The following is a 22394-nucleotide window of genomic DNA, read 5'->3' as shown; positions in this document are numbered from 1 at the left end:
TTTTAGTTCAACTACCATTATACAAGATTTGGGGAGGTACTTCCTTTTTTACGTTTTTAAGTCCTTGCGCCGCAAGGGCTATGAATTATGAAATTCGCTCATATCTAAATTTTTATGGTAGTCTAATAATAAATCAAAATATCTTAATAATCCCACTAGGGGAGCTTTTTAAAAAGCTGAGATCAGAGTACTGACTCTGAGACCCTTTGAACTTGAGACGGTTAACGCCGGCGTAGGGAAGTGGCAAGGTGAACATTGCAAGTCTCTTAATGATTTGCGATATAAACGAAACCACTTTCCATGCTGGGAAGTGGTTTTTTGCGTTCGGCTGGTGTGTGAGAGGGGGCATTTATGTCAGAGCTTCATGTTATTTCCACAGGCAAACAATCACTAGAAGAATTGACGTCGATTATCAGGGACATTCACACCTATATTGACTGGCTTCATTTACGCGAAAAAACATGGACATCTGAACAGTTGAAGCAGGCGATTGATGACCTTGCTGAAGCCGGTATTCCGCGCAGCAAAGTGATCGTTAATACAGATGCAGACACTGCTTACGAGAAAATGACAGGGGGTGTGCAGCTGACTTACGAGAGTATGGACGCTGCCAATGCCCGACATCTTAATATACATTGGCGTATCGGGTGTTCCGTTCATTCGGTTCAGGAAGCTGTGAAAGCCGAGGCTAACGGTGCTGATTATGTACTGTATGGTCATGTTTTTGCGAGCGGGTCAAAACCGGGTATGGAACCACGAGGACTTGAAAATCTGCGGCATGCAGTCCGGAGCGCGTCAGTTCCAGTTATAGCAATTGGCGGGATAGCACCGGAAAATGTACACGATGTTCTTGACACGGGTGCTTCGGGCGTTGCTGTTCTGTCCGGTATTTTGCTGGCGGATAATCCCGTCGATGCTGTCCAGCGCTATAAAAAGGCTTTAACAGCTGGCTGATACCCTTAAGCTTGCTTAATCATTTAAAGGGGGGTGATAACATGCAGCTTAATATTAATGGCAACATGACTGATATGCCTGAGACAGTGAAGACAGTCTCGGATGTGAAACAGTATTTTCATATTAGCAGTACCGTCGTTATTGTGGAGTACAATGGTGATATTTTGAATAAGGATAGGCATGAAAAGCAAGAAGTTCGCAGTGGTGACAAAATTGAACTGGTCCAATTTGTAGGAGGTGGCTAAATGTTAACGATAGGTAATAAAACATTTAATTCCCGGTTATTTCTCGGGACGGGTAAATATCCCGACTTTGACACACAAAAACAGGCTGTTGATGTATCAGAAGCGGATATCCTGACTTTTTCGGTCAGGCGGATGAATATATTCGAACCGTCACAGCCGAATTTTCTGGAGAAACTAGATGTAGAGAAGTATAGCTTGCTGCCCAATACAGCAGGTGCTAAGACGGCTGAAGAAGCCGTCCGCACGGCTAAACTGGCTAACGCCTCAGGGTTGTGTGACATGATTAAAGTGGAAGTAATCGGTGATGACAAGACATTGCTCCCTGATCCGACGGAAACGTTAAAGGCAACAGAGGAACTGGTTCAAGAAGGCTACACGGTCCTGCCGTACACGTCTGACGATGTTGTGCTGGCACAGCGGCTTGAAGAAATAGGAGCTCATGCTGTTATGCCTGGTGCTTCGCCGATTGGATCCGGGCAAGGGATTCTGAATGAACTTAATCTGAGTTTGATAACGGAACTTTTAACGGTGCCGGTCATTGTAGATGCGGGAATCGGTTCTCCTAAAGATGTCGTCACAGCGATGGAACTTGGGGCAGATGGCGTTCTGTTAAATTCTGCTGTAGCGAAAGCGTCAAAACCCGTGAAAATGGCTGAGGCGATGAAACTTGCTGTCCAAGCAGGCCAATTGGGCTATGAAGCTGGACGCATCCCGAAAAAACGCTACGCTGCTGCCAGCAGTCCGGCAGAGGGGATGAGTGTCTGATGAATGAACGTTATTCTCGGCAGATTCTATTTCGGGGAATTGGCGAAGATGGCCAGCAAATGCTGCAGAATAAACACGTTCTTGTGATAGGCGCCGGCGCACTCGGAACGGGCAATTCGGAAATATTAGTCCGTTCCGGCGTTGGCAAGATTACCATTGTGGACCGTGATTATGTTGAATGGAGCAATCTGCAGCGCCAGCAGCTGTACACGGAACAGGATGCCGAACAGCAGATGCCTAAAGCCATTTCAGCTCAGAGACGGTTGCAGGCGATTAATCGTGACGTAACGATCGAAGCGCATATCGCGGATGTAACGCCGACTGAGATGGAGCAATTCGCACCAGATACTGACCTGATTATGGATGCAACAGATAATTTTGAAATCCGCATGATTATCAATGATGCTGCGCAGAAATATAGCGTTCCCTGGATTTATGGATCCATTGTAGCCAGTTACGGGATTAGTTATACCATTCTGCCGCAGAGCTCGCCTTGTTTAAATTGCTTGCTGCAGGGCATGCCAGTAGGCGGATTGACTTGTGACACAGGGGGTGTGATCAGTCCAGTCGTCCAAATGGTTGTTGCTTATCAAACGGCTGAAGCTCTTAAGATTTTGACAGAGAATTGGTCTGACTTGCGCCGTGAACTTATTTCATTTGATATTTGGTCCAATGATCATTCATCGGTCAATGTCGATAAACTTAAATTCGTTGATTGTCCCTCATGTAGCACAGAACCCATCTATCCATTTCTGAGTCAAAGCCAGACGAAGACGGAAGTGCTTTGCGGCCGGGACACTGTTCAAATTCGGCCGGCATCGAAAGAAACACGCAATCTGGAAGACATCGCTAAGCATCTGTCCAATCTCGGTGACGTTAACCAAAATTCGTTTTTATTGCAGTTTCGTACCGATCAGAACCGGATGATTATGTTCAAAGATGGACGCGTGCTCGTGCATGGAACAAACGATGCAACAGAGGCGAGGTCGCTTTATCATCAATATTTTGCCTGATCAGTATTTGAAAGGGAGCGGCTTCGCTGAAAAGGGGGGTGTCTTTGCAAGCCTTACAGTGGTTTGTTGATCTGGGAGCCAGTGTCATGCTACCCATTATTATATTTTTATTTGCTCTTTTATTAGGAACCAAACTGAAAAATGCGTTCTACGCAGGGATGACAGTCGGCATCGGATTTGTTGGCTTGAATCTGGTCATTGATTTATTGACGTCCAGTTTGGGACCGGCAGCTGAAGCGATGGTTAATCGTTTTAATTTTGATTTGCACACCATTGATATAGGCTGGCCGGCTACCTCAGCGATTTCCTATGGAACAGCGTTGGGAAGTCTTGCTATTCCGATAGCTCTTGGGATTAATTTTATCCTGCTGCTGTTTGGTTTGACGAAAACGCTGAATATTGATGTATGGAACTATTGGCATGTGGCGTTCACCGGCTCACTTGTTTACGCCATGACGAATGATTTTGCTCTAGGTTTGTTTACGATTGCGGTGCATGTGCTGGTTATTTTCCTGCTGGCCGATTTGCTGGCTCCGGAGATTGAAAATTATTTTGGCTATAAGCAGATCACGTTCCCCCATGCGGCCTCAGCTCCTTCGTATTTCCTGGCAAAGCCTCTTGATGCTGTGTTTGACAGAATCCCAGGTTTAAATAAGCTTGAAGCCAGTCCGGAAGCGATCCAGAAACGTTTCGGATTTTTAGGCGACTCGATGGTGCTCGGCACAGTACTTGGTTTGATTATCGGGCTGCTGGCTGGCTATAACGTAACGGATACGATGCAGCTGGCCGTCAAAACAGGAGCGGTATTAGTGCTGATGCCGAAAATGGTTTCGCTGTTAATGGAAGGACTCAATCCGATTTCCCAAGCCGCAAGCGATATGATTAAGCGGCGTTTTCCGGGCCGTGATTTATACATTGGTATGGATAGCGCCCTGACTGTCGGGCACCCGGCTGTTTTATCAGCTTCACTGCTTATGGTTCCGATCACACTGCTATTAGCTGTCGTCCTGCCTGGCAATACAGTTCTCCCATTTGGCGATTTGGCAACACTGCCATTTCTCATCTGTCTGATGGTACCGGTTTTCAGAGGGAACATCATCAGAACACTTCTGGCAGCGACGATCTATATAGGCGTGGGTTTATATATCGCAACTTGGATCACGCCATTATTGACTGATATGGCTATGGCGGCTGATTTTGATATGGAAGGCTATACACGTATTTCGTCCCTGGTAGATGGTGCTGTCTGGACGACAGGTATTTTTGCAGGGTTAGGGAAACTCTTGAACTGGTACGGCATTGGCCTCATTGGACTGTTTGCTTTTGGCGGTTTACTGTATGTGAATAAAATAAAAAAATAGGGGAGGGTGATTATGAAAAAGATGCTTATTATTTGTGGTACTGGTGTCGCAACATCAACTGTTGTTATGGAAAAACTAAAAGACTGGCTCAGTGGAAAAGACTTTGCAGATGACGTTGAGCTTCACCAGGGAAAAGTGAGTGATGTCAATCAAAATTGGGACCAGTATGATGCGCTAATTGCCACAACGATTGTTCCGAAACATATCCAATCAGAAGTTATTGATGGCGTGCCACTTCTGACTGGTATCGGATCAGACGATGTTTATGAAAAGATTAAAGAACGTTTGCAAATAGAAGCTGCTTAGCCAGTGTATTTACATTTTTCAGGGCGAAGTTTACGAAACGTCAGAGCTGCTTTGGCAGGGAGACCGGGTCATCAGGTGAGTATGATCGGATGCTTCTGTTGTTTATCGGATATCGTCTATAGAATAAGCTACCTGCATATAGCGGGGTTTGACGATTTCTGTATAATCCCAGACGCCATGACCGCCTATATAGAATGATATATGCGGGTATCTCCTTGCTATGTGATCTAAGTTTTCGAAGAGATGCTGATCGCTTTTAAATGGTATCGTTGTTGCGGCTGACAGTAACACGATCTTTGGCTGGATGTGCCTGATCAGCTGCTCGATGGCTGAGAATTTTGGTGATGCGCCAATCCGTGTTGTCCGCCACCCTCGTATTTCAAGCTGCAATAATAACATTTGCAAAGGGATTTCATGCGTTTCATTCGGCAGGCAAAATCCAAGGACATGAGGGCTCTGAGAACTGTTAGCAAAGTTGCGGCTGATCTGTGTTAAGAAATCTTTCACCACCAGACTGGAAACGGTCTCCTGGCTCTCGTCCCAGATGCCTTTTTGCCATAATTCGCCAACTTCTTTTAAAAAAGGCTGTACAGTGTTTTGCAAAAATAAATCAAGACCGTATTGATGATTGGCGCGTGTCAGTAATGTCATTAAGCCTTCTTCGTCATAAATCGCTCCGCGTCTAATTAATTTGCTGACGCAGGGGCTTTTTTCGGCTTGAGGCGTTTCATCCTGCTGCCTAGCTGTTTTGTGATCGACAGCCATGATTTTTAGGGCATCCTTCATTGATTTGCCTTGATCCCGCAGAGCTTTAACATATTGTAAAACCCGCAGATCCGCTTCGGTGTATACCCGGTAGCCATTGTCTAATCTTTTCGGGTGGATAATGGCATAGCGATTTTCCCATTTACGTATAAGCTGTTCAGAAAGGCCAGTGATGTCTGCGATATCCTTAATATAATAAGACTGGTCCTGAAAATCCTCCATAATTGATTGTCACCCTTTTAAGTATGTACAACTATATTACCATAACATTATACAAATGACATAGATAAAACAACTTTTCAGCAAAAATTAAGGTCAAACACTATACAATTTATAATTATACTGTATAATGTTAAGTAAAGCAAGAGACACCATATGCTGACAGAGGGGTTCTATAAATGCGTAAACAAGTTAATGTTATTGGAGCGGGTGTGGCTGGCCTGGCCAGTGCTATTCGCCTGCAGCACGCGGGTTATCAGGTCGACGTCTATGAAAAAGAAAGCATGCCTGGCGGGAAAATGCATCGGATCGAACAGGATGGCTATCAATTTGATTTGGGGCCGACGATTGTGATGATGCCTGAGTTGTACAGGAAAATTTTTAAATTGTGCGGTCGTGACCCGGATGACTATATTCCGATGGAAAAACTCGATCCAATGTACAGGGTTCATTTTCAGGATGGTACGCCGTCTATGGCTATTTCATCTGATTTAACAGATTTGATGGCAACGATTGAATCTATCAGTGAAGAAGACGCGGAAGGCTTTCTTGCATACTTGCAGGAAATCTATAAACGCTTCACGGTTGCCAAAAACTATTTTATACAGCGGCCATTTCGCCGTTCGAGAGATTTTTTTAATCCGTTTATGCTGAAGCAAGCCATGAAGCTGAAAACGCTGGACAACGCGGATCACTTTCTCAGTCGCTATATTCAGGATGAACGGCTGAAGCAGATGATTAGTTTTCAAACCCTCTACATAGGGGTGTCGCCGTATAACGGTCCCTCGCTCTATTCGATGATTCCGATGATCGAATTTCTCTACGGGGTTTGGTTTATTAAGGGCGGTATGCACACGATGGCCACGGCGATGGAACGACTGTTTCGTGAACTCGGCGGTGAGATTCATTACAACGCGCAAGTTGAGGAAATTTCGATTGAGAATGGCAGAGCAGATGGCATTTATGTCGATGGCCGCAAGGAAAGCGCCGACTTTGTGATGTGTAACGCTGATTTTCCTTTTGCGATGAAGCATCTTGTTCAGGACAGCAAGGCTAAAGGAAAATATACGGATAAAAAAATCGACCGCATGAAGTATTCCTGCTCCTGTTTTTTGCTGTATCTCGGTATGGACCGGAAATACGATGAGGTGGATCAGGTGCACCATTTTGTTTTTAACGACGATCTGGATAAAAATTTACATGATATTTTCGAGGGGAACAAGCTGGAATCTGCTTCATTCTATGTTTATATCGGATCGAAGGCAGATGCTTCGATGGCCCCGGAAGGAAAAGATGGTCTCTATATTTTAATGCCTGTGTCAGACTTATCGACCGCTAAGTATGCGTGGGATGAGGAGACCATTCAGGATTACCGCCGTTATATTCTGGAGTCGTTAAAGACCATTAAGGGCTTTGAAAATGTCGACGAGGAGATTGTGACGGAGACTTATATGACGCCAAAGGATTTTGAATCCAAATTCAATGCGTACAATGGTGCTGCTTTTGGCCTGCAGCCGACGCTGTCGCAGAGTAATCATCTGCGTCCGCAAAGTAAAGCGACGCATTGCGAGAATCTGTATTTTACAGGCAGCAGCACCCACCCGGGAGCTGGGGTTCCGATTGTCTTATTGTCAGCGCGGATTGCTGTACAGGAATTACTGTATGACGATCAAGGTCTTATGTTTGATTATGGATCCTAGGGGGATTGGCGATGAATACGAAACAAGTGGAATCGGACTTTTTATACTGTGAAGCGGTGATTAAACGGCAGTCGAAAAGTTTTTATAATGCTTTTCTTGAACTGCCCGAGGCTAAGGCAAATGCAGTCTATGCGATTTATGCTTTTTGCCGTAAAGCGGATGACTGTGTGGATGATAATGACACCGAGCATGACAGGCGTTTGGCTTTGCAGCGTTTGAGGTATGAGCTGGATTTATTCGCTGCTCATGAGGAGATTGATCATCCGCTTTGGCGTGCTCTCAGGTATGTTTTTGACCATTATGATATGCAGGTCCAGCCCTTCTATGATCAGTTGACCGGCCAGGCGATGGATATTGGTTTTACACCGCCGCAAACATTACCTGAACTGGAGCATTACAGTTATTATGTTGCGGGTTCGGTTGGCTTAATGCTGCTGCCTGTCCTTGCTTCAGGATCGGGTGATGGGGTGAGGCAGCCGGCGATCGATCTGGGTGTTGCGATGCAGCTGACCAATATTTTACGTGACGTTGGGGAAGATTTTTATGAAAAGGATCGTATTTATTTGCCGCAGCGGGAAATGCAGCGTTTTGCGTATACGCCGTATCAGTTGGAAACAGGTCTGATTAATCAAGCGTTTGTTCAATTGTGGGAACGTCTCGCGGCGCGTGCCGAACAGTTATATGACCGTTTTTTGCAGCAGATTAATCAGTTTGATGCCGATAGCCAGTTTCCTGTCTACCTGTCGGCTCAAATGTATCGCGGGATATTAGATGTGGTCAGGGAAAATGGTCACAACTGTTTATCACGGCGAAATTATGTGGATACGCAACAAATAGCGCAGATGACAGCGGGTATGAATAATTGTTCTTAAAACGAAAGGTGTTTTAACCATGAGATCGGACAAAAACGTAGTAGTAATCGGCGGCGGACTTGGCGGTTTATCAGCGGCTATATCGTTGGCCCAGCAGGGTTATAAAGTCGCGTTATATGAAAAAAACAGTCACCTTGGCGGGAAGTTAAACCGGTTGGAGCAGGATGGATTTGGATTTGATTTAGGCCCGTCCATCCTGACGATGCCACACATCTTTGAGCGGCTGTTTACAGAGAGCGGCAGAAGGATGAGCGATTACGTGCCGCTTGTCCGTTTGGAGCATCAATGGCGGTCGTTTTTCCCTGATGGTCATGTGATTGATCTCTATCAGCATTTACAGAAAATGAAAGAGCATAATCCATCGCTTAAGAAGCGTGATATCAGACAGTATCAAAAACTGTTAAATTACTCGAAAAAACTCTATGAAACAACGGAACAGGGTTATTTTAAGCAGGGGTTTGATCGTACCAAAGATGTGCTGCAATTTCATGGTGTGCTGCGTTCGATTAAGAATTTTGATTTGACGTCGACTATGTTTCAGGGGATTGATAAACGCATCAGCAATCCGCAATTTCGTGATATGCTCAGCTATTTTGTGAAGTATGTGGGCTCATCGCCCTATGATGCGCCGGCTATTCTGAACATGCTGATTTATATGCAGCATGCCCAGGGCGTCTGGTATGTGCTGGGCGGTATGCATCATTTGGCAGAAGGCCTTGTGAATCTGGCGGAAGAACTTGGTGTTGAGTGTCATACAGGTCAGCGAGTTTGCCAGCTGGAAAAGAAAAAAGGCACGATAACCGGAGCCTTGTTAGAAGACGGGACACGCCTGACAGCGGATTATTATGTCTCGAATATGGAAGTGATCCCGGCTTACGAACAATTACTGCAGGAAAAGAAGCCTGCGAAAAAGCTGAAGAAGACATTTGAACCATCCAGTTCAGGTCTTGTCCTGCATTTAGGTGTGAGCAAACGCTATCCGCAGTTGCATCATCATAACTTTTTCTTTTCAAAAAATATGAAAAAACAGATGAATAGTATCTTTCATCGCCATGAATTGCCGGATGATCCTGTTATTTATCTAGTGAATGTGACTAAAACGGATCCGGCTCAGGCCCCCGAAGGCTATGAAAACTTAAAGATTCTGCCGCATATCCCATATAAACAGACTAAACCATTCTCAGAACAGGACTATGCAGCCTTTGCCAACCGCGTGCTGATCAAGCTGGAAAAGATGGGTTTGACGGATTTGCGGCAAAACATTGTGACACAGGACATGTGGACACCTGAGGACATTGAACGGGTGTATCTTTCAGATCGGGGTTCGATTTATGGGACTCTGTCAGACCGCAAGCAAAATAGTGGTTTTAAACATCCTAAGCAAAGTGAGCGTTATGATAACTTGTATTTTGTTGGCGGAACGGTTAATCCCGGTGGCGGGATGCCTATGGTGACGTTAAGCGGTCAGCAAGTGAAGGATATGATTGTGAAACGGGACCAGAATCATGACGCGTCCTGACATCAGCCGTGTGCAGGCATTGCTGGATGACCGCTTGGCCGAAGACCGCCACCTCAGTCTGGCCAAACGTGAGCAGCTTCTTAAACGGCTGAAGCAAATGCTTATAGAACAAGAAGATGTCTTTCTGCAAAGCTTGCAGGCTGATCTGCATAAGTCAGCGGTTGAAGCCTATACATCAGAGCTGGCCGTTGTATTAAATGAAATCGATTATGTGCTGGCCCATTTAAAACGATGGTTAAAGCCCGATCGTTCTTACCATGTCAAACTAGGGTTTATTGAAAAAATTGAATCAGTTAGACAGCCCTATGGCACAGTGTTAGTTTTAAGTCCATGGAATTACCCATTGCAGCTGGCCTTAATGCCTGTTGTCAGTGCCTTAGCTGCGGGCAATGCGTGTGTGATTAAGCCGTCAGAACTGGCGCCGCAGACAAGTGCTGCCTTGACAGAGGCCATTGCTGATTATTTTTCCCCCAGTCAGGTGCTGGCTGTGACCGGTGATGCTAGTATGGCTCAGGCATTAATCGCGCTCCAGTTTGATTTAATTTTTTTCACCGGCGGTCAGACGACTGGCCAAAAGGTGTATCGCCAGGCGGCTGAGCAGTTGACCCCTGTTGTGTTGGAACTGGGCGGGAAGAACCCGTGTGTGATGGATGAGACAGGTTTCTCGGAGCAAGCGATTCAGGAGATTGTCTGGGGGAAATTCCTGAACGCGGGGCAGACATGTATTGCCCCGGATACACTATTTGTTCCTGAATCACTGTATGATCAAACGCTTGCGCTGCTGAAAAAAGTGATAATTGATTTTTACGGACATCAGGCTGGGTCCAGTCCCGACTATGGCCGCCTTATTCATACGCGTCATTTGGACCGGTTACGTGACTGCTTAACGGAAGGAACGATCTATTATGGCGGAGAAGTCGATCGTGATCAGTTACTGCTGACACCAACGATTTTAACGGACTTGCCGCGTGATGCCGCTGTGAGAAGTGAGGAGATTTTTGGCCCAATTTTACCTGTTATACCTTATACAGATTTAGAATCGCTGGTAAAAGGAACGGAACTCCAGAAAGACGGGCTTGTGGCGTATGTATTCAGCACAGATGACCGGACAATTCAATTAGCCCAGCAGGAAATGAAGTCGACCGTATCGGTTAATCAAGTGATTCATCACGCCGCTAATCCGCATGTTCCATTTGGAGGCATCGGCAGGAGCGGGTTCGGTGTCTCTCACGGTAAAGCGGGATTCGCTGAGTGCAGCTTTGAACAGACCTATTACCGGGCCTATCATTATAAGCATCTGTCACAAAAATACCCCGGAGCGCCGACGCAAAACTTAGGTTTGATTAAGCGATTCAGGAAATGGCTGTTTTAATGGTTTGAAGAGGGGGCGGGTTTGATGAACATGTTGTTTTTAACGGCACTTTTGTTTGTGCTGGCAGGTTTGACGGGCGGGACACTGATGTTGTGGTCGTTCCGGACACCTCAGCCTGGCAGCCAAACGGGGCAGCTGCCTTATCTGTCAATTATTGTTCCGGCGCGAAATGAAGCCAAGCGATTGCCTGATTTGCTCCAATCCCTGACAAACCAATCACTCCAGGCTTACGAAATACTGGTTATTGATGATGCATCAGATGATGATACGGCAGCTGTTGCTGAAGCCTATGGGGCAAAAGTCATTCAAAATAAAGGCGTCAGTCACATGGCTCCAGGGAAATCGGCTGCTTGTGCTTATGGTGCAGACTGCGCCCAGGGAGACTGGCTGATGTTTTTGGATGCGGATGTTCAATTGCTCGGTCAGCATAGTCTGCTTCATATAGTGACGGCATATCAGAAACAGAATGAGCAGGGGCTGTTATCGATCCAGCCCTATCATCATATCACTAAGCTGTATGAGAATCTATCGGCTGTTTTTAATATTATCGTTCTGACAGGGGTTAATGTCTTTACATTCTGGCAGGACAGATTTAAAACGGCCGGTTCGTTTGGTCCCTGTATTTTATGTGATAAGACCAGCTATCAATTAACAGGCGGGCACGAAGCTGCGGCCGAATCGATTATGGATGACTATGCTTTGAGTGATGTCTTTAGGTATCATCAGCTGCCGGTGCGCAATTATGCCGGTAAAGGGATGATTGCCTTTCGCATGTATCCGGAGGGTATGAAACAGCTCGTCGAAGGATGGACCAAAAATCTTGCTGTCGCTTCGCAATCAACGCATTGGATCGTCATGGTGCTGATTAGCCTGTGGATGAGCGGCGCCTTTTTGGCCACTGCTTTTCCTATCGTTGCTTTGGCCGCTGGAGCCCCGGTATGGGCCGGCATAAGCGCTGTATGTTACCTGTTGTACGCAGCTCATGTCTTATGTTTAGCAAGGCGTGCGGGCGATTTTAACTGGTGGATATGTTTGTTCTTTCCCGCTTTGTTTTTATTTTTCACTGTTCTGTTTGTTTATTCATTTTATCGTACGCATGTTTTACGGACTGTCACGTGGAAAGGACGCAGAATCAAACTGTGAGAAAGGAGCGGCATCTGATATGACAGTCGCGACTGCTCTCTGGATAGTGGTTTCGGATATTATAGCCTGGGGCATTTGTCACTATGCCATATCGTATCTCTGCCTGAAGATGCCCGTTTCTTTTTTTGAGAAGGATGGGCGCTGGTTTCGCATTGCGTCATGGGAAAGGGATGGGGCGCTCTGGAATCAATTAGTTTCAGTCAAAAGGTGGAAGGACTTGCTGATTGAAGGGTCTTCCATTGTGAAACAAAGTTATAATAAACGGTACTTGCATGGCACAACCAGGGATGCACTGACGCGGTTTGCTGCGGAAACCAAGCGTGCCGAGCTGACACACTGGCTGCTGATTGTGCCTGCGCCTGTCTTTTTCCTCTGGAATCCTGTCTGGGCCGGCTGGGTGATGATCGGCTACGCTCTTCTCGCAAATGTCCCATTTATTCTGATCCAGCGTTATAACCGCGCACGTATTAAGGTGATTTTAGCGCGTTGATCTGGTCATACGCTAAGCAGCATGAGTAAGGACGCTGGAACCAGGACCTAAAAGTGTCATAAAATTAAAAGGCTGTCGAGATTTACCGGCAGCCTTGAAGCATTTCGTATGATTAGATTTTACCGGCTGTAAAGCCTCCGTCAACTGGCAATACGACGCCATTAACTTGTGGTGCTATATCCGAACATAAGAACAGTGCGGCGTTCGCTTGATCTTGAGGATCTGCCATGTCACCTGAAGGGATCGATTCCAGGATCGCTTCATATTGCTCCGGCGCACTATCAGCCCAGCCTTTCAAGGCAGGTGTCAGCGTTGATCCCGGTGCAAAGGCATTCACGCGAACACCTTGCCTACCATATTCCAGGGCGACAGATTTTGTCAGGCCGACCACACCAAATTTCGCTGCGGAATAGGGTGTCATATTCATAACGCCCTCGACTCCGGCGCTCGATGCCGTATTAACAATAGCGCCACCGCCCGTCTTCACCATCGCGTTCACTTCATGTTTCATGCCATAAAAGGCGCCATATAAGGTAACCTTAACCGTTTTCTCCCAGTTATCTGAATCGGTATCACCAATTTTATTCTGCGAGAAACTGAATCCAGCGTTGTTATGAGCGAAATCCAAGGTACCAAATGCTGAAACAGTCTCATCAACCAGTGCTTTCACCTGATCTTCATCGGTCACATCACATTTGAAGAAAACTGCTTCTCCGCCATTTTCCTTAATTAATCTGACAGTTTCCTGACCGGTATCTTTACTTAAATCGGAAACCATGACTTTAGCGCCTGCGTTTGCAAAAGCCAGGGCGCTCTCTCGCCCAATACCAGACCCCGCTGCGGTTACTAAACCAGCCTTGCCAGCCATGTTGATCGCCATTTAAAAAAGCCCCCTTTAGTATAAGTATATATAGGTTGATAGACTGTTATGATAATGGCGGTGCGAAAAAATCATGATAGGATACATGTTTTAAGCAGATACGGCCAGGACAGCTGATCACAGACGGTGAACTTTTATAATTGCTGGTGAACAGTCTAAGTTTCCGGTTTATCTTGCACGGTGATAGGGAAGATTAATGTATAGGAAGATTAAACAACCCATGTCAGGGAGGAGACGTTATTATGAGTGAAGTTATTTTTACGTCAAGCGCTACAGCCCAAAACGGCCGGGATGGTCACGTTAAGTCAAGTGATGGTCTGATCGATCTGGATTTAGTCAATCCGGCCACTAATAAGGAAGATAAGGGCTCTAATCCTGAGCAATTATTTGCAGCAGCCTACTCTGCCTGCTTTGATGGTGCCTTAAATCTTGTCGCGTCACAGCAAAAGAAAAAGATTGAATCTGAAACGACTGCAGACGTAAGCTTTTGCAAAGATCCGAGTGATGACGGCTTTAAAATTGCAGCGACTATTCATGTCAAAATGAAAGGCGCTGATTCTGAAGAAGAAGCACAGCAGCTGGTCAAAGATGCGCACCAGGCGTGCCCGTATTCCAAAGCAACCAGAGGCAATATTGACGTGACGCTGGAGACAGAAAAAGTGGACTAACGAAAATGATACTTAAATGAGGGACAAGGCCGTAGTGGCTTTGTCCCTTTTTTGTGATTCGCGGGATCTGTAAAAATGACGCAACGATTAAGTGCCAAATATAGAGTTATTACATACTGCATATCTCCATTTTACGGTTCGCTCCAAGTAGTCTATAATAGGTTGTTCAAGAAGAAACAGAGATAGGAAGATGCTTATGTCCAAGCAAAAAAACCGTAACGATAAAAAGCCCGCTCAATCAAACCATCAATCTGGCAAACCAAATAAAAAGCAGGGCCCGGCAAAAGGAAAACCCAAAGGCGGCAATCCAAAAAACAGCTCCCCAAATGCACGCCAGGGCGGCCCGAAAGCCACAACGGCGAAAGTAACGTGCTCGCGTCTGACCAATGAAGGGAAAGGACTTGTCGAATGGGAAGGCAAGCAGCTGGAGGTCGCGCACCTGCTGCCTGGTGAGACAGCTGAGGTTCGTGTCTCCAAAAAGGGAAGGTTTGGTGATGCGGAGCTGAAGCGGGTGCTCCATCAGTCTGAAGACCGTGTCGAGCCGCCCTGTCCGTATTATGAGCAATGCGGGGGATGTCAGCTGCAGCATATGAGCAACCAGGCGCAAGGGCAGTTTAAGCAAAATACGGTCGATGCGCTCATGAAACCGTTCGGCAAGCCGGAACCTATTTTGACGATGGACCATCCGTATGACTACCGGAACAAAAGTCAAATGGCTATTGGCCGGAATAAAGATCGGCAGGTGATTGGCGGGCTGTATGCGCAGAATACGCATCAGATCATCCCTATGGATCGGTGCCTGATTCATGATCCGAAGGCAGACGAAATCGTGCAGACCATTAAAGGCATGATGAAGTCGTTTAAAATGCAGCCGTACAACGAAGATACCGGTCAGGGCTTTTTAAGGCATGTGCTGATAAAGGTCGGCCAGACGAGCGGTGAGATCATGGTCGTTCTGGTAGCGGCCTCACCTATCTTCAAAGGCAAGAATAACTTTATAACAGCCTTGCGCAAAGCCCATCCTGAAATCACGACGCTCCTGCTGAATATCAATAAGCGGAACACCAGCGCGGTTTTGGGTGATCAGGAAAAAGTGCTTTTCGGCAAGGGGACGATTACCGATACGCTTGGCGGCATGACGTTCGAAATATCCGCGAAGTCGTTCTATCAGATTAATCCGGCCCAGACGGAAAAATTGTATACGAAGGCGATTGAAATGGCCAATCTGACGGGCAAGGAAACGGTGGTGGATGCGTACTCCGGCATTGGCACCATCAGTCTGATTGCCAGTCAGAAAGCTGGCAGCGTGATGGGTGTGGAATTAAATCAAGATGCGGTGCGTGACGCTATTCGCAATTCCAAACGCAATGGTGTGAAAAATGCCCGGTTCTATCAGGGCGACGCCGGCGAATTCATGGTGCAAATGGCTTCGCGCGGTGAAAAGGCTGATGTTGTGCTGATGGATCCGCCCCGGAGCGGGAGTGACGAAGCATTCCTGTCCAGCATCGCCAAACTGAAGCCCAAGCGGGTGGTATATGTATCCTGTAATCCTGAAACGCAGGCGCGCGACTTAAAGTATTTAACGAAGCACGGCTATGCAGTTGAAGCGATTCAGCCTGTCGATATGTTCCCGCAAACCTATCATGTCGAAGCTGTGGCGAAACTGGTACGAAAAGAGAAGGCAGGTAAGCGATAACGCATTGCCTGCATAATAGGTAAGGCAATCCTGGGCTGCCATCATGGCGGCCCTTTTTTTATTTCATATTTATCAGAGTATTCACATATATGATGATGTTAATAGATCCTTTCTTCTATAAGTACATGAGGTCTATGCACTTTAACCATTGCTTTCTCCGCGTTTTGTCTGGGTCTGTTCTTAGTCACAAGCGGAAACATTTAAGGGGGGGAGCAGCGCTAGCAATTAGCATGCGCCTAAGGCATGCTTTGAAAAAGGACTGCAGCGTTTCTACAACGTTTATGGAAAGGATGGCGTTCATGAGTAAAATACTCATTGCTCTTGGGGGAAACGCTCTTGGCGATACCCCCGAGGAGCAAATGCAATTAGTACAGGAATCCGCTAAACCAATTGTGGATTTAATTGAAGAAGGGCACGACGTTATTATTTCCCATGGCAATGGCCCGCAAGTTGGCGCTATTAATTTAGCCTTTGAAAACGGCTCTCAGGAATATTCAGGGGTGCCGAGCATGCCCTTTGCTGAATGCGGCGCCATGAGTCAGGGCTATATAGGCTATCACCTGCAGAATGCCATCCGTGAAGAACTGCTGAATCGCGGAATTGATAAATCGGTGGCAACCATTGTGAGCCAAGTGGCGGTTGATAAGGATGATCAGGCATTTGAGAATCCAACCAAGCCAATCGGATCATTTTATTCAAAAGATGAAGCGAAAAGGTTAATGGAAGAAACAGGTGACACGTATATAGAAGATGCCGGCCGAGGGTATCGCCGGGTCATTCCGTCCCCTTCGCCGATAAAAGTGGTTGAAAAAGATATTATTAACGACCTGGTCAACACGGGCCGTATTGTGATCGCAGCCGGCGGTGGCGGCATCCCCGTCGTCGAAGAAGAGAGTCATACCCTGACAGGCGTTGATGCGGTGATTGATAAGGATTCCGCCAGCAGGTGCCTGGCTGATGAACTCGATGCAGACTTTTTATTCATTCTGACCGCAGTCGAAAAAATCGCGATCAATTATGGAGAACCTGACCAGCAGGATCTGGACGAATTGACTGGTGCAGAGGCAGAACAACTAATTCAAGAAGACCAGTTTGCCCCGGGCAGCATGCTTCCTAAAGTTCAGGCCGCTATACAATTTGTCAGCGCTAAAGAAGGACGAAGATCAATTATTACATCGCTGGAAAAGGCTAAGGATGCTATCCAGGGTGAAACCGGAACAACGATTGTAAAAACTTCAGAAAAGGAGTGATCCTCATGACTGACAAGGACGACAGTGAATGTGGGAGAACAATTAACATGGCATTTATTCAAGGAACACCGCAATGTCTACCATCGTAATATCCTGAGCTCCAAAGACGCGGATGCCTTAGGCGTTAATGTCAGTACTGTCATGCGGGAATACCTCGAGACAGGTGGAGCCGTCCTGCCGCATTATCATGATGTAGCGGAAGTTATTCATATTATTAAAGGCAAGGTGAAACGCCTGCAGAATGGCGAATGGCTGACTTATCAGGATGGTGATACGTTCATTGTTCCTGAAGGCGTTGTGCATTCCGTTTTCAACGCTGATACGGAACCCACAGAACAGGTAAGTATATTTCTGCCTGTATCTGACGGAGACGTTAAAAACAGTGATATGAAATCATTCATGGTCGACGAGGGAAACGTGTAAAGGTATTAAACGAGCAAACAGGGCTAAGACTGACTGTACCTGGCAAAATGGTTTCGATCTTCTTCAGAATATGAGGATCGGAACCATATTTTAGTGTGATCAACGGACGCATTTATTAGGGGAGTGGCGATCTTGGGGAGATTGCACAGATTGCTCCGCAAAGTCACTGTTTCGAATATGAGCTAAAAGCACTTCATAACCCCCAAAGCATTTGTATAGGCAATTATTACCACTATAACGTATTTTTAATAATTTTAAAATAACATTTGTAAAGCCAGTTTTGAATGGAAGGTAAGATCCCGTGCACAATAAATGCTGAGCATACAACAACATTGTGAGGTGTTCATATTGGTTAAAGACAATAAAGATTTTGATGTTAAGACCATTTTTAAAGGTCGGCCGCATGAACGGCAGCAATTCAGTATATTACTGGATGGCAAAGAATATAGGGGCCATTACACGGACAACGAGATTCAATGGATGCATCCGCACCCCATTCAGGATGTTGATCAAGATCAGGTGGATTGGCTTGAAAAGGAGCTTCACCAATTGCTGGAGGGCGACAAAAAACTGCAGCATGCAGATGATGTGGAAATTGAATCTGTTATGAAAGGCCCAGCACATGTTTCCCATTATTTTAAACTAAATATTGGAGGCGAAATATTCAGAGGCATGATTTTCAATGGAGTTTTGCATTGGTACCGGCCGGATCCCTTAGATAAATTAAGTGAGGAAGAATTTGAAGAGCTTAAACAGAACTTGCGTGATCAAGCAGAAGGACAGAAGGAATAGGCCAAGGAGTCATATCTATTTGCGCAAACACCTTCATTAAATGTTATGGAGGTGAATTTATAGCTTTCATTAAATACCAGGATAAAGACGTTGACTTAATGGCCAGAATGATGCGTGCGGAAGCCGTCGGAGAACCTACGGGATGCTGAGAGACGATTAGCGAGAAAAAATCTGAAGTATTGGCGGCGCCAACCGGCAAAATATTCACTGTGGTACTTCAACCCCCTATGGTGATTGTCCGCAAACATGGTACGGCCAGCCGTTTGCCGGACCAGGTATCTATCGAAAGGATGTTTTTGTGGAAGGATGGCACTTTTACAATAACGTCCTATTCCTGGCTGCTTGTAGTGTGAGTCTCGATCGAAATTGTAGTGTCGCCGATCGATTTTGTGTGAGTCTCGATCGAAATTGTGGTGCAGTCGATCGATGCCCCTTTTATGCGCGATATGGTATGCTGGCAGATGGTATTTCAGATGGATGAAACAACGTTGAAAGGGGAATGCGCATCATGCCGGTTTTCCAGAAGCGGATTTTTTTAGGATTCTGTATGGTTGTGGCAGCTGTACTATTTCTTGTGATTGGTTTATCGTATAAACAGCCTTGGCTGCTGGCTTTCGATGAGCAGATGCAGTCTTATTTATACAATTTTCTTGGTTCATCAGGAGAAGCTATTTTCGTTGTTATAACTTATATGGGCTCGGCTTATGTCAGCTATCCGATGCTGGTGATTCTCGCATGTGTGCTGCTCGTTCAGAAACGTTATTGGCTGACGCTTTTGTTCGTTTTGAATCTTTTGGGTGTGCGGCTCTGCAACTGGTTGCTGAAAGCTGTCTTTGAACGGCCGCGTCCGGAGATAACGCATCTTGTTCAGGTGAGTTCAGACAGTTTTCCGAGTGGACATGCCATGAATTCAATCGCTTTTTTTGGTTTTCTAGCCTTTTTGCTGTTCCGTGCTATGAAAAGCATGTCGAAGCCGTCTGGATGGGTCTGGATGAGCGCTGTTGGTTTAATCGGATTGATTGGCTTTAGCCGCGTCTATCTGGGCGTTCATTACTTATCTGATGTTCTGGGCGGATTACTGGCCGGAGGAGCGTGGCTGTTTTTCAGCATTTTTCTTTATACATATCTTCCGGAACACGATCGTTTCATTAAGCCGGTGCGGAAGGCGGCGCATGATTCGCAGTACTAACGCAGAAGATGGTGGTCTCAGTGCACGTTATGAGGTACAAGGGAGTGCATGTGAGGTCCTTGACAAGATTCATTGCTAGCTATTATACTGTGTTTACATGTTTTTGTAAAGTTACTAAAAAATTAAAAATTAATGTTATGGGGGTATAGCCAAATGGATAGGCCAAGGTTGTGCAAGACCTTATATTCTGGTTCGAATCCAGATACCCCCTTTTCAAAAATTCGTGTTAAAGAAGAGGAAATGTTATGAACGCCAATAAAGTTCAAGAACAGCTGAATCAGATTAAAAAAAGAATTGATGCATCTTGCCGGTCTGCGAACAGAAATCCTGACGACATCACGCTTTTATTGGCAACGAAAACCGTCAGTGCTGAAACTATTAAGCCTGCGCTTGATGCCGGTGAGACACTGCTTGGCGAAAATAAAGCCCAGGAGCTGCAGGAAAAATATCCTCTTATTGAAGATAATCGAGCCCAGTGGCATTTTATTGGGCATCTGCAGACGAATAAAATCAATAATGTCCTGCCATATGTCACATGTATTCAGTCCGTTGACCGTCTGAAACTGGCTCAAAAGCTGCACAATCGGCTTCTTAAAGATAATCGCACACTGGATATTCTTGTACAGGTAAACACGTCTTATGAAGAAAGCAAATTCGGTGCCGCGCCGGAGCATGTGCTCACGTTAATTGAACAGCTGTCTGAATTCAGTACACTCCATATTAAAGGGCTGATGACGATCGGCAAGCTGTCGGCCAATTCCGAGGAGACGCGCGAAAGTTTTCGCCTGCTGAAGTCACTTCAGGAACAGGTCAAAGCCCAGGATTATCCGGGCGTTGATATGGGCGTCCTCTCAATGGGCATGTCCGGTGATCTGGAGGCAGCGATTGAAGAAGGGGCAACCATGATTCGCGTCGGAACTGCCATCTTCGGTGACCGCGAATACCCCGACAGCTACTACTGGAACGAACAGCTTTCCGATACAGACGATTAAGACAGCAAATGCCAGGGAGGCGCCACACCCACCCTGGCATTTTTGTGCGGCAGGCGTGGCAGTGAACGGGTGCGCTCGAAAAAGTGCTCGATCTGCCAGCAGTAAAAGGAGGTCATCACACGAGTGCAACTGGTAACGCACGCCTTGTAACGCGACGAGCACGAGGAGGCTCACCAGCCGCGAGCGGAAAGCGGCGTCTTTTTCCGAAGCAGGCTTATGATTCTTGTCTTTTGTCCCAGCCTCTTGCTTTTAATAGTCCCCACCTCTTTAGACTGGATCGCCAAAGTTAATCAAACGTTTGTTTAAGAATCTCATTAAAACTATTCAAGTTGTTGAAACAGACTGAGCGCGCTAAAAGGGTGATAAAGTCAATGAAGACTTCTGTACATACCATTATTGTTATTTTATCTGTTTGTTCCATAGTTCTTTTAATAGCTGCGTTTATATTTTTAAGCTCGATAGGACCGTTGGAGCAAAATAAAACGGCAAATACAGTAGTGACTGACATATTGTCTAAAGATCCAAAGGCACAACGAGATAATGTTGATACAGCTCCGTTGGCTGCTGATATATTGTCTTATCTTAACCAATATGCGCACTATCCATTAATTCTTATCGGGTTTTCAGTCGTGTTGAATGGAATAAGTCTAGCCTTGTTAAGATCCCAAAAGCATTTATCGGGTATCTTTTTAATTTGTGCCGCCGTGGCATCATTTTTTACGCTGATACCGGCTGTTTTACAAGCAGTATCTGGAATTTATCTCATTAAACGGAGTAAATTTAACGTTCATGCTGCCGACCAATAATACTTTCTGTGAAAATATGTGCAGTTTTCAAATTGTGGATTCAATGAAAAACATCCTTAATGGACCTTTTAATTCCTGATTTCACAAAATAAATAGCAACTAAAAACACAGGATTAATTTCTGTGTTTTTTAACGTGAGTTTGAACATCATACTGCTGATTAATCATTTAACCATTATGAATTGTGTATGTACCTGGCACCTGAATAGATGTCCACGCCAGAGGCACAATAGGCGTGTGCTTTAAAAAGTGTCACCTATACAATGAAATGGATTAGGAGGATGCCAATGGGTATTTTAGATGGAAATCCCGCAGATGAGCCGATGCATTATGGTGAGGTGTTTGGTGTCTGGACAGCGGTAATGGGCGGAAAAGGGCTGATTGCCGAGTATCAGACGCTGGTCAACCATGCAGGTGACGAGGACCTGACTAAATTACTTGAGGATACCATTCAGCAAGGTCAGCAGGAAGTTAAAGAAATGGAAGAACTTCTCAAAAAGAATGGCGTGGGTCTGCCGCCGACGCCACCGGAACGGCCCAAGGCGCACGTGGAAGATATACCAGCAGGCGCACGCTTTATGGACCAGGAGATTGCCGCATCTGTCGCTGGGCAAATTGCAGCAGGTCTTGTTTCGTGCAGTGAAATGATGGGCACGTCCACCCGGGAAGATATTGCCAGGATGTTTGGCCAGTTTCATACCCAAAAGGCAACACTGGGCGAAAAGTATTTAAAACTGACCAAAGACAAAGGATGGTTAGTTTCACCGCCATTACACCATGATAATTAAAAAGGCTCAGTCCTGAATTAAACAATCCGCATGAAATCAAGGTTTCACATCTGATTTCATGCGGATTTTACGTTCTTATCTGCTGTTCCACTTCATACATGCCAGGTACATACACAATTCAGAATTGTGTATGTACCTGGCACCCCACCCGCACCCTATTGACATAGCGTTTTTCATCATATATACT

The 22394-nt window shown here is 45.8% G+C and carries 23 protein-coding genes, 1 tRNA gene, 1 pseudogene and 1 riboswitch; of the genes and pseudogenes, 23 read left to right on the top strand and 2 right to left on the bottom strand.

The window, feature by feature from the left end; genetic code table 11:
* Positions 1 to 147 precede the first annotated feature (147 nt).
* A riboswitch (TPP riboswitch) is annotated at positions 148 to 256 on the top strand.
* A gap of 95 nt (positions 257 to 351) precedes the next feature.
* Genes ACFQU8_RS08560 through ACFQU8_RS08535 form a run of 6 tightly spaced genes read left to right on the top strand, consistent with a single transcriptional unit; the run spans position 352 to position 4644 of the window.
* On the top strand, positions 352 to 954 hold the full coding sequence (locus ACFQU8_RS08560; protein ID WP_382358794.1) for a thiamine phosphate synthase: 603 nt from the start codon (positions 352 to 354) through the stop codon (positions 952 to 954).
* 41 nt (positions 955 to 995) lie between these two features.
* A complete protein-coding gene (thiS, locus tag ACFQU8_RS08555; protein ID WP_382358793.1) occupies positions 996 to 1199 on the top strand; it encodes a sulfur carrier protein ThiS in 204 nt (67 codons plus the stop codon).
* Positions 1200 to 1964, top strand: coding sequence for a thiazole synthase (locus ACFQU8_RS08550; RefSeq protein ID WP_382358792.1), 765 nt, complete (start codon positions 1200 to 1202; stop codon positions 1962 to 1964).
* Complete coding sequence (locus ACFQU8_RS08545; RefSeq protein WP_382358791.1) at positions 1964 to 2977, top strand: MoeB/ThiF family adenylyltransferase; 1014 nt, start codon at positions 1964 to 1966, stop codon at positions 2975 to 2977. Before ACFQU8_RS08550 ends, ACFQU8_RS08545 begins: the two co-directional genes overlap by 1 nt.
* A 38-nt stretch (positions 2978 to 3015) precedes the next feature.
* Complete coding sequence (locus tag ACFQU8_RS08540; RefSeq protein ID WP_382358790.1) at positions 3016 to 4338, top strand: PTS galactitol transporter subunit IIC; 1323 nt, start codon at positions 3016 to 3018, stop codon at positions 4336 to 4338.
* 12 nt (positions 4339 to 4350) lie between these two features.
* Positions 4351 to 4644: a PTS sugar transporter subunit IIB gene (locus tag ACFQU8_RS08535; protein WP_382358789.1), complete on the top strand. Its 294-nt coding sequence runs from the start codon at positions 4351 to 4353 to the stop codon at positions 4642 to 4644.
* Positions 4645 to 4746: 102 nt separating this feature from the next.
* Here ACFQU8_RS08535 and ACFQU8_RS08530 read toward each other — a convergent pair whose 3' ends face one another.
* Positions 4747 to 5631, bottom strand: a complete 885-nt coding sequence (locus ACFQU8_RS08530; protein WP_382358788.1) for a MerR family transcriptional regulator — start codon at positions 5629 to 5631, stop codon at positions 4747 to 4749.
* A gap of 176 nt (positions 5632 to 5807) precedes the next feature.
* On the opposite strand from ACFQU8_RS08530, the gene ACFQU8_RS08525 reads away from it, so the two are divergent.
* From ACFQU8_RS08525 to ACFQU8_RS08500, 6 genes are read left to right on the top strand one after another with little or no spacing between them, the layout of a single operon-like run.
* The gene (locus ACFQU8_RS08525) at positions 5808 to 7328 is read left to right on the top strand and encodes a phytoene desaturase family protein (protein ID WP_382358787.1); all 1521 of its coding nucleotides are present in this window, start codon (positions 5808 to 5810) and stop codon (positions 7326 to 7328) included.
* Positions 7329 to 7339: 11 nt separating this feature from the next.
* On the top strand, positions 7340 to 8200 hold the full coding sequence (locus ACFQU8_RS08520) for a phytoene/squalene synthase family protein (protein WP_382358786.1): 861 nt from the start codon (positions 7340 to 7342) through the stop codon (positions 8198 to 8200).
* Positions 8201 to 8219: 19 nt separating this feature from the next.
* On the top strand, positions 8220 to 9719 hold the full coding sequence (locus ACFQU8_RS08515; RefSeq protein ID WP_382358785.1) for a phytoene desaturase family protein: 1500 nt from the start codon (positions 8220 to 8222) through the stop codon (positions 9717 to 9719).
* Entirely contained in the window at positions 9706 to 11091 is a 1386-nt protein-coding gene (locus ACFQU8_RS08510) for an aldehyde dehydrogenase family protein (RefSeq protein ID WP_382358784.1), read from the top strand. The genes ACFQU8_RS08515 and ACFQU8_RS08510 overlap by 14 nt, the downstream gene beginning before the upstream one ends.
* A 24-nt stretch (positions 11092 to 11115) precedes the next feature.
* Positions 11116 to 12234 (top strand): glycosyltransferase, encoded by a 1119-nt coding sequence (locus ACFQU8_RS08505; RefSeq protein WP_382358783.1) that lies wholly within the window; start codon positions 11116 to 11118, stop codon positions 12232 to 12234.
* 19 nt (positions 12235 to 12253) lie between these two features.
* A complete protein-coding gene (locus ACFQU8_RS08500; RefSeq protein WP_382358782.1) occupies positions 12254 to 12724 on the top strand; it encodes a glycosyl-4,4'-diaponeurosporenoate acyltransferase CrtO family protein in 471 nt (156 codons plus the stop codon).
* Between the two features lie 112 nt (positions 12725 to 12836).
* On the opposite strand, the gene ACFQU8_RS08495 is transcribed toward ACFQU8_RS08500, so the two are convergent.
* A complete protein-coding gene (locus ACFQU8_RS08495) occupies positions 12837 to 13604 on the bottom strand; it encodes an SDR family NAD(P)-dependent oxidoreductase (RefSeq protein WP_382358781.1) in 768 nt (255 codons plus the stop codon).
* Positions 13605 to 13846: 242 nt separating this feature from the next.
* Between ACFQU8_RS08495 and ACFQU8_RS08490 the strand changes: the two genes are divergently transcribed.
* The 11 genes and pseudogenes from ACFQU8_RS08490 (at position 13847) to ACFQU8_RS08440 (ending at position 22207) form a co-directional block, all read left to right on the top strand.
* Positions 13847 to 14272, top strand: coding sequence for an organic hydroperoxide resistance protein (locus tag ACFQU8_RS08490; RefSeq protein ID WP_382358780.1), 426 nt, complete (start codon positions 13847 to 13849; stop codon positions 14270 to 14272).
* A 196-nt stretch (positions 14273 to 14468) separates the two neighbouring features.
* The gene (gene rlmD, locus ACFQU8_RS08485; RefSeq protein WP_382358779.1) at positions 14469 to 15968 is read left to right on the top strand and encodes a 23S rRNA (uracil(1939)-C(5))-methyltransferase RlmD; all 1500 of its coding nucleotides are present in this window, start codon (positions 14469 to 14471) and stop codon (positions 15966 to 15968) included.
* A gap of 299 nt (positions 15969 to 16267) precedes the next feature.
* The gene (gene arcC, locus ACFQU8_RS08480) at positions 16268 to 17218 is read left to right on the top strand and encodes a carbamate kinase (protein WP_382358778.1); all 951 of its coding nucleotides are present in this window, start codon (positions 16268 to 16270) and stop codon (positions 17216 to 17218) included.
* 30 nt (positions 17219 to 17248) lie between these two features.
* Positions 17249 to 17641, top strand: a complete 393-nt coding sequence (locus tag ACFQU8_RS08475) for a cupin domain-containing protein (protein ID WP_382358777.1) — start codon at positions 17249 to 17251, stop codon at positions 17639 to 17641.
* 348 nt (positions 17642 to 17989) lie between these two features.
* On the top strand, positions 17990 to 18433 hold the full coding sequence (locus tag ACFQU8_RS08470) for a hypothetical protein (RefSeq protein ID WP_382358776.1): 444 nt from the start codon (positions 17990 to 17992) through the stop codon (positions 18431 to 18433).
* A 144-nt stretch (positions 18434 to 18577) separates the two neighbouring features.
* Positions 18578 to 18704, top strand: a pseudogene (locus tag ACFQU8_RS08465) (cell wall hydrolase); the annotation flags it as partial.
* A 237-nt stretch (positions 18705 to 18941) separates the two neighbouring features.
* Positions 18942 to 19622, top strand: a complete 681-nt coding sequence (locus tag ACFQU8_RS08460) for a phosphatase PAP2 family protein (RefSeq protein ID WP_382358775.1) — start codon at positions 18942 to 18944, stop codon at positions 19620 to 19622.
* 139 nt (positions 19623 to 19761) lie between these two features.
* Positions 19762 to 19833, top strand: a tRNA-Ala gene (locus tag ACFQU8_RS08455).
* Positions 19834 to 19867: 34 nt separating this feature from the next.
* On the top strand, positions 19868 to 20614 hold the full coding sequence (locus tag ACFQU8_RS08450; RefSeq protein ID WP_382358774.1) for a YggS family pyridoxal phosphate-dependent enzyme: 747 nt from the start codon (positions 19868 to 19870) through the stop codon (positions 20612 to 20614).
* 371 nt (positions 20615 to 20985) lie between these two features.
* Positions 20986 to 21420, top strand: coding sequence for a DUF4064 domain-containing protein (locus ACFQU8_RS08445; RefSeq protein WP_382358773.1), 435 nt, complete (start codon positions 20986 to 20988; stop codon positions 21418 to 21420).
* A 286-nt stretch (positions 21421 to 21706) separates the two neighbouring features.
* Positions 21707 to 22207 carry a DUF3231 family protein gene (locus tag ACFQU8_RS08440; protein WP_382358772.1) on the top strand — a complete coding sequence of 167 codons (501 nt, stop codon included), beginning with the start codon at positions 21707 to 21709 and terminating at the stop codon, positions 22205 to 22207.
* Positions 22208 to 22394 lie beyond the last annotated feature (187 nt).

It is taken from the genome of Lentibacillus kimchii (genome assembly GCF_042666895.1).
Classification (GTDB): Bacteria; Bacillota; Bacilli; order Bacillales; family Amphibacillaceae; genus Lentibacillus; species Lentibacillus kimchii.
This window is presented reverse-complemented; position numbering and strand designations above follow the sequence as displayed.

Bases quoted from the DNA above. Each gene is read 5' to 3' on its own strand.
- thiS (WP_382358793.1), top strand. From the start codon at position 996: ATGCAGCTTAATATTAATGGCAACATGACTGATATGCCTGAGACAGTG.
- ACFQU8_RS08515 (WP_382358785.1), top strand. From the start codon at position 8,220: ATGAGATCGGACAAAAACGTAGTAGTAATCGGCGGCGGACTTGGCGGT.
- ACFQU8_RS08545 (WP_382358791.1), top strand. From the start codon at position 1,964: ATGAATGAACGTTATTCTCGGCAGATTCTATTTCGGGGAATTGGCGAA.
- rlmD (WP_382358779.1), top strand. From the start codon at position 14,469: ATGTCCAAGCAAAAAAACCGTAACGATAAAAAGCCCGCTCAATCAAAC.
- ACFQU8_RS08520 (WP_382358786.1), top strand. From the start codon at position 7,340: ATGAATACGAAACAAGTGGAATCGGACTTTTTATACTGTGAAGCGGTG.
- arcC (WP_382358778.1), top strand. From the start codon at position 16,268: ATGAGTAAAATACTCATTGCTCTTGGGGGAAACGCTCTTGGCGATACC.
- ACFQU8_RS08500 (WP_382358782.1), top strand. From the start codon at position 12,254: ATGACAGTCGCGACTGCTCTCTGGATAGTGGTTTCGGATATTATAGCC.
- ACFQU8_RS08440 (WP_382358772.1), top strand. From the start codon at position 21,707: ATGGGTATTTTAGATGGAAATCCCGCAGATGAGCCGATGCATTATGGT.
- ACFQU8_RS08530 (WP_382358788.1), bottom strand. From the start codon at position 5,631: ATGGAGGATTTTCAGGACCAGTCTTATTATATTAAGGATATCGCAGAC.
- ACFQU8_RS08525 (WP_382358787.1), top strand. From the start codon at position 5,808: ATGCGTAAACAAGTTAATGTTATTGGAGCGGGTGTGGCTGGCCTGGCC.
- ACFQU8_RS08460 (WP_382358775.1), top strand. From the start codon at position 18,942: ATGCCGGTTTTCCAGAAGCGGATTTTTTTAGGATTCTGTATGGTTGTG.
- ACFQU8_RS08490 (WP_382358780.1), top strand. From the start codon at position 13,847: ATGAGTGAAGTTATTTTTACGTCAAGCGCTACAGCCCAAAACGGCCGG.
- ACFQU8_RS08510 (WP_382358784.1), top strand. From the start codon at position 9,706: ATGACGCGTCCTGACATCAGCCGTGTGCAGGCATTGCTGGATGACCGC.
- ACFQU8_RS08445 (WP_382358773.1), top strand. From the start codon at position 20,986: ATGAAGACTTCTGTACATACCATTATTGTTATTTTATCTGTTTGTTCC.
- ACFQU8_RS08535 (WP_382358789.1), top strand. From the start codon at position 4,351: ATGAAAAAGATGCTTATTATTTGTGGTACTGGTGTCGCAACATCAACT.
- ACFQU8_RS08495 (WP_382358781.1), bottom strand. From the start codon at position 13,604: ATGGCGATCAACATGGCTGGCAAGGCTGGTTTAGTAACCGCAGCGGGG.
- ACFQU8_RS08560 (WP_382358794.1), top strand. From the start codon at position 352: ATGTCAGAGCTTCATGTTATTTCCACAGGCAAACAATCACTAGAAGAA.
- ACFQU8_RS08505 (WP_382358783.1), top strand. From the start codon at position 11,116: ATGAACATGTTGTTTTTAACGGCACTTTTGTTTGTGCTGGCAGGTTTG.
- ACFQU8_RS08450 (WP_382358774.1), top strand. From the start codon at position 19,868: ATGAACGCCAATAAAGTTCAAGAACAGCTGAATCAGATTAAAAAAAGA.
- ACFQU8_RS08550 (WP_382358792.1), top strand. From the start codon at position 1,200: ATGTTAACGATAGGTAATAAAACATTTAATTCCCGGTTATTTCTCGGG.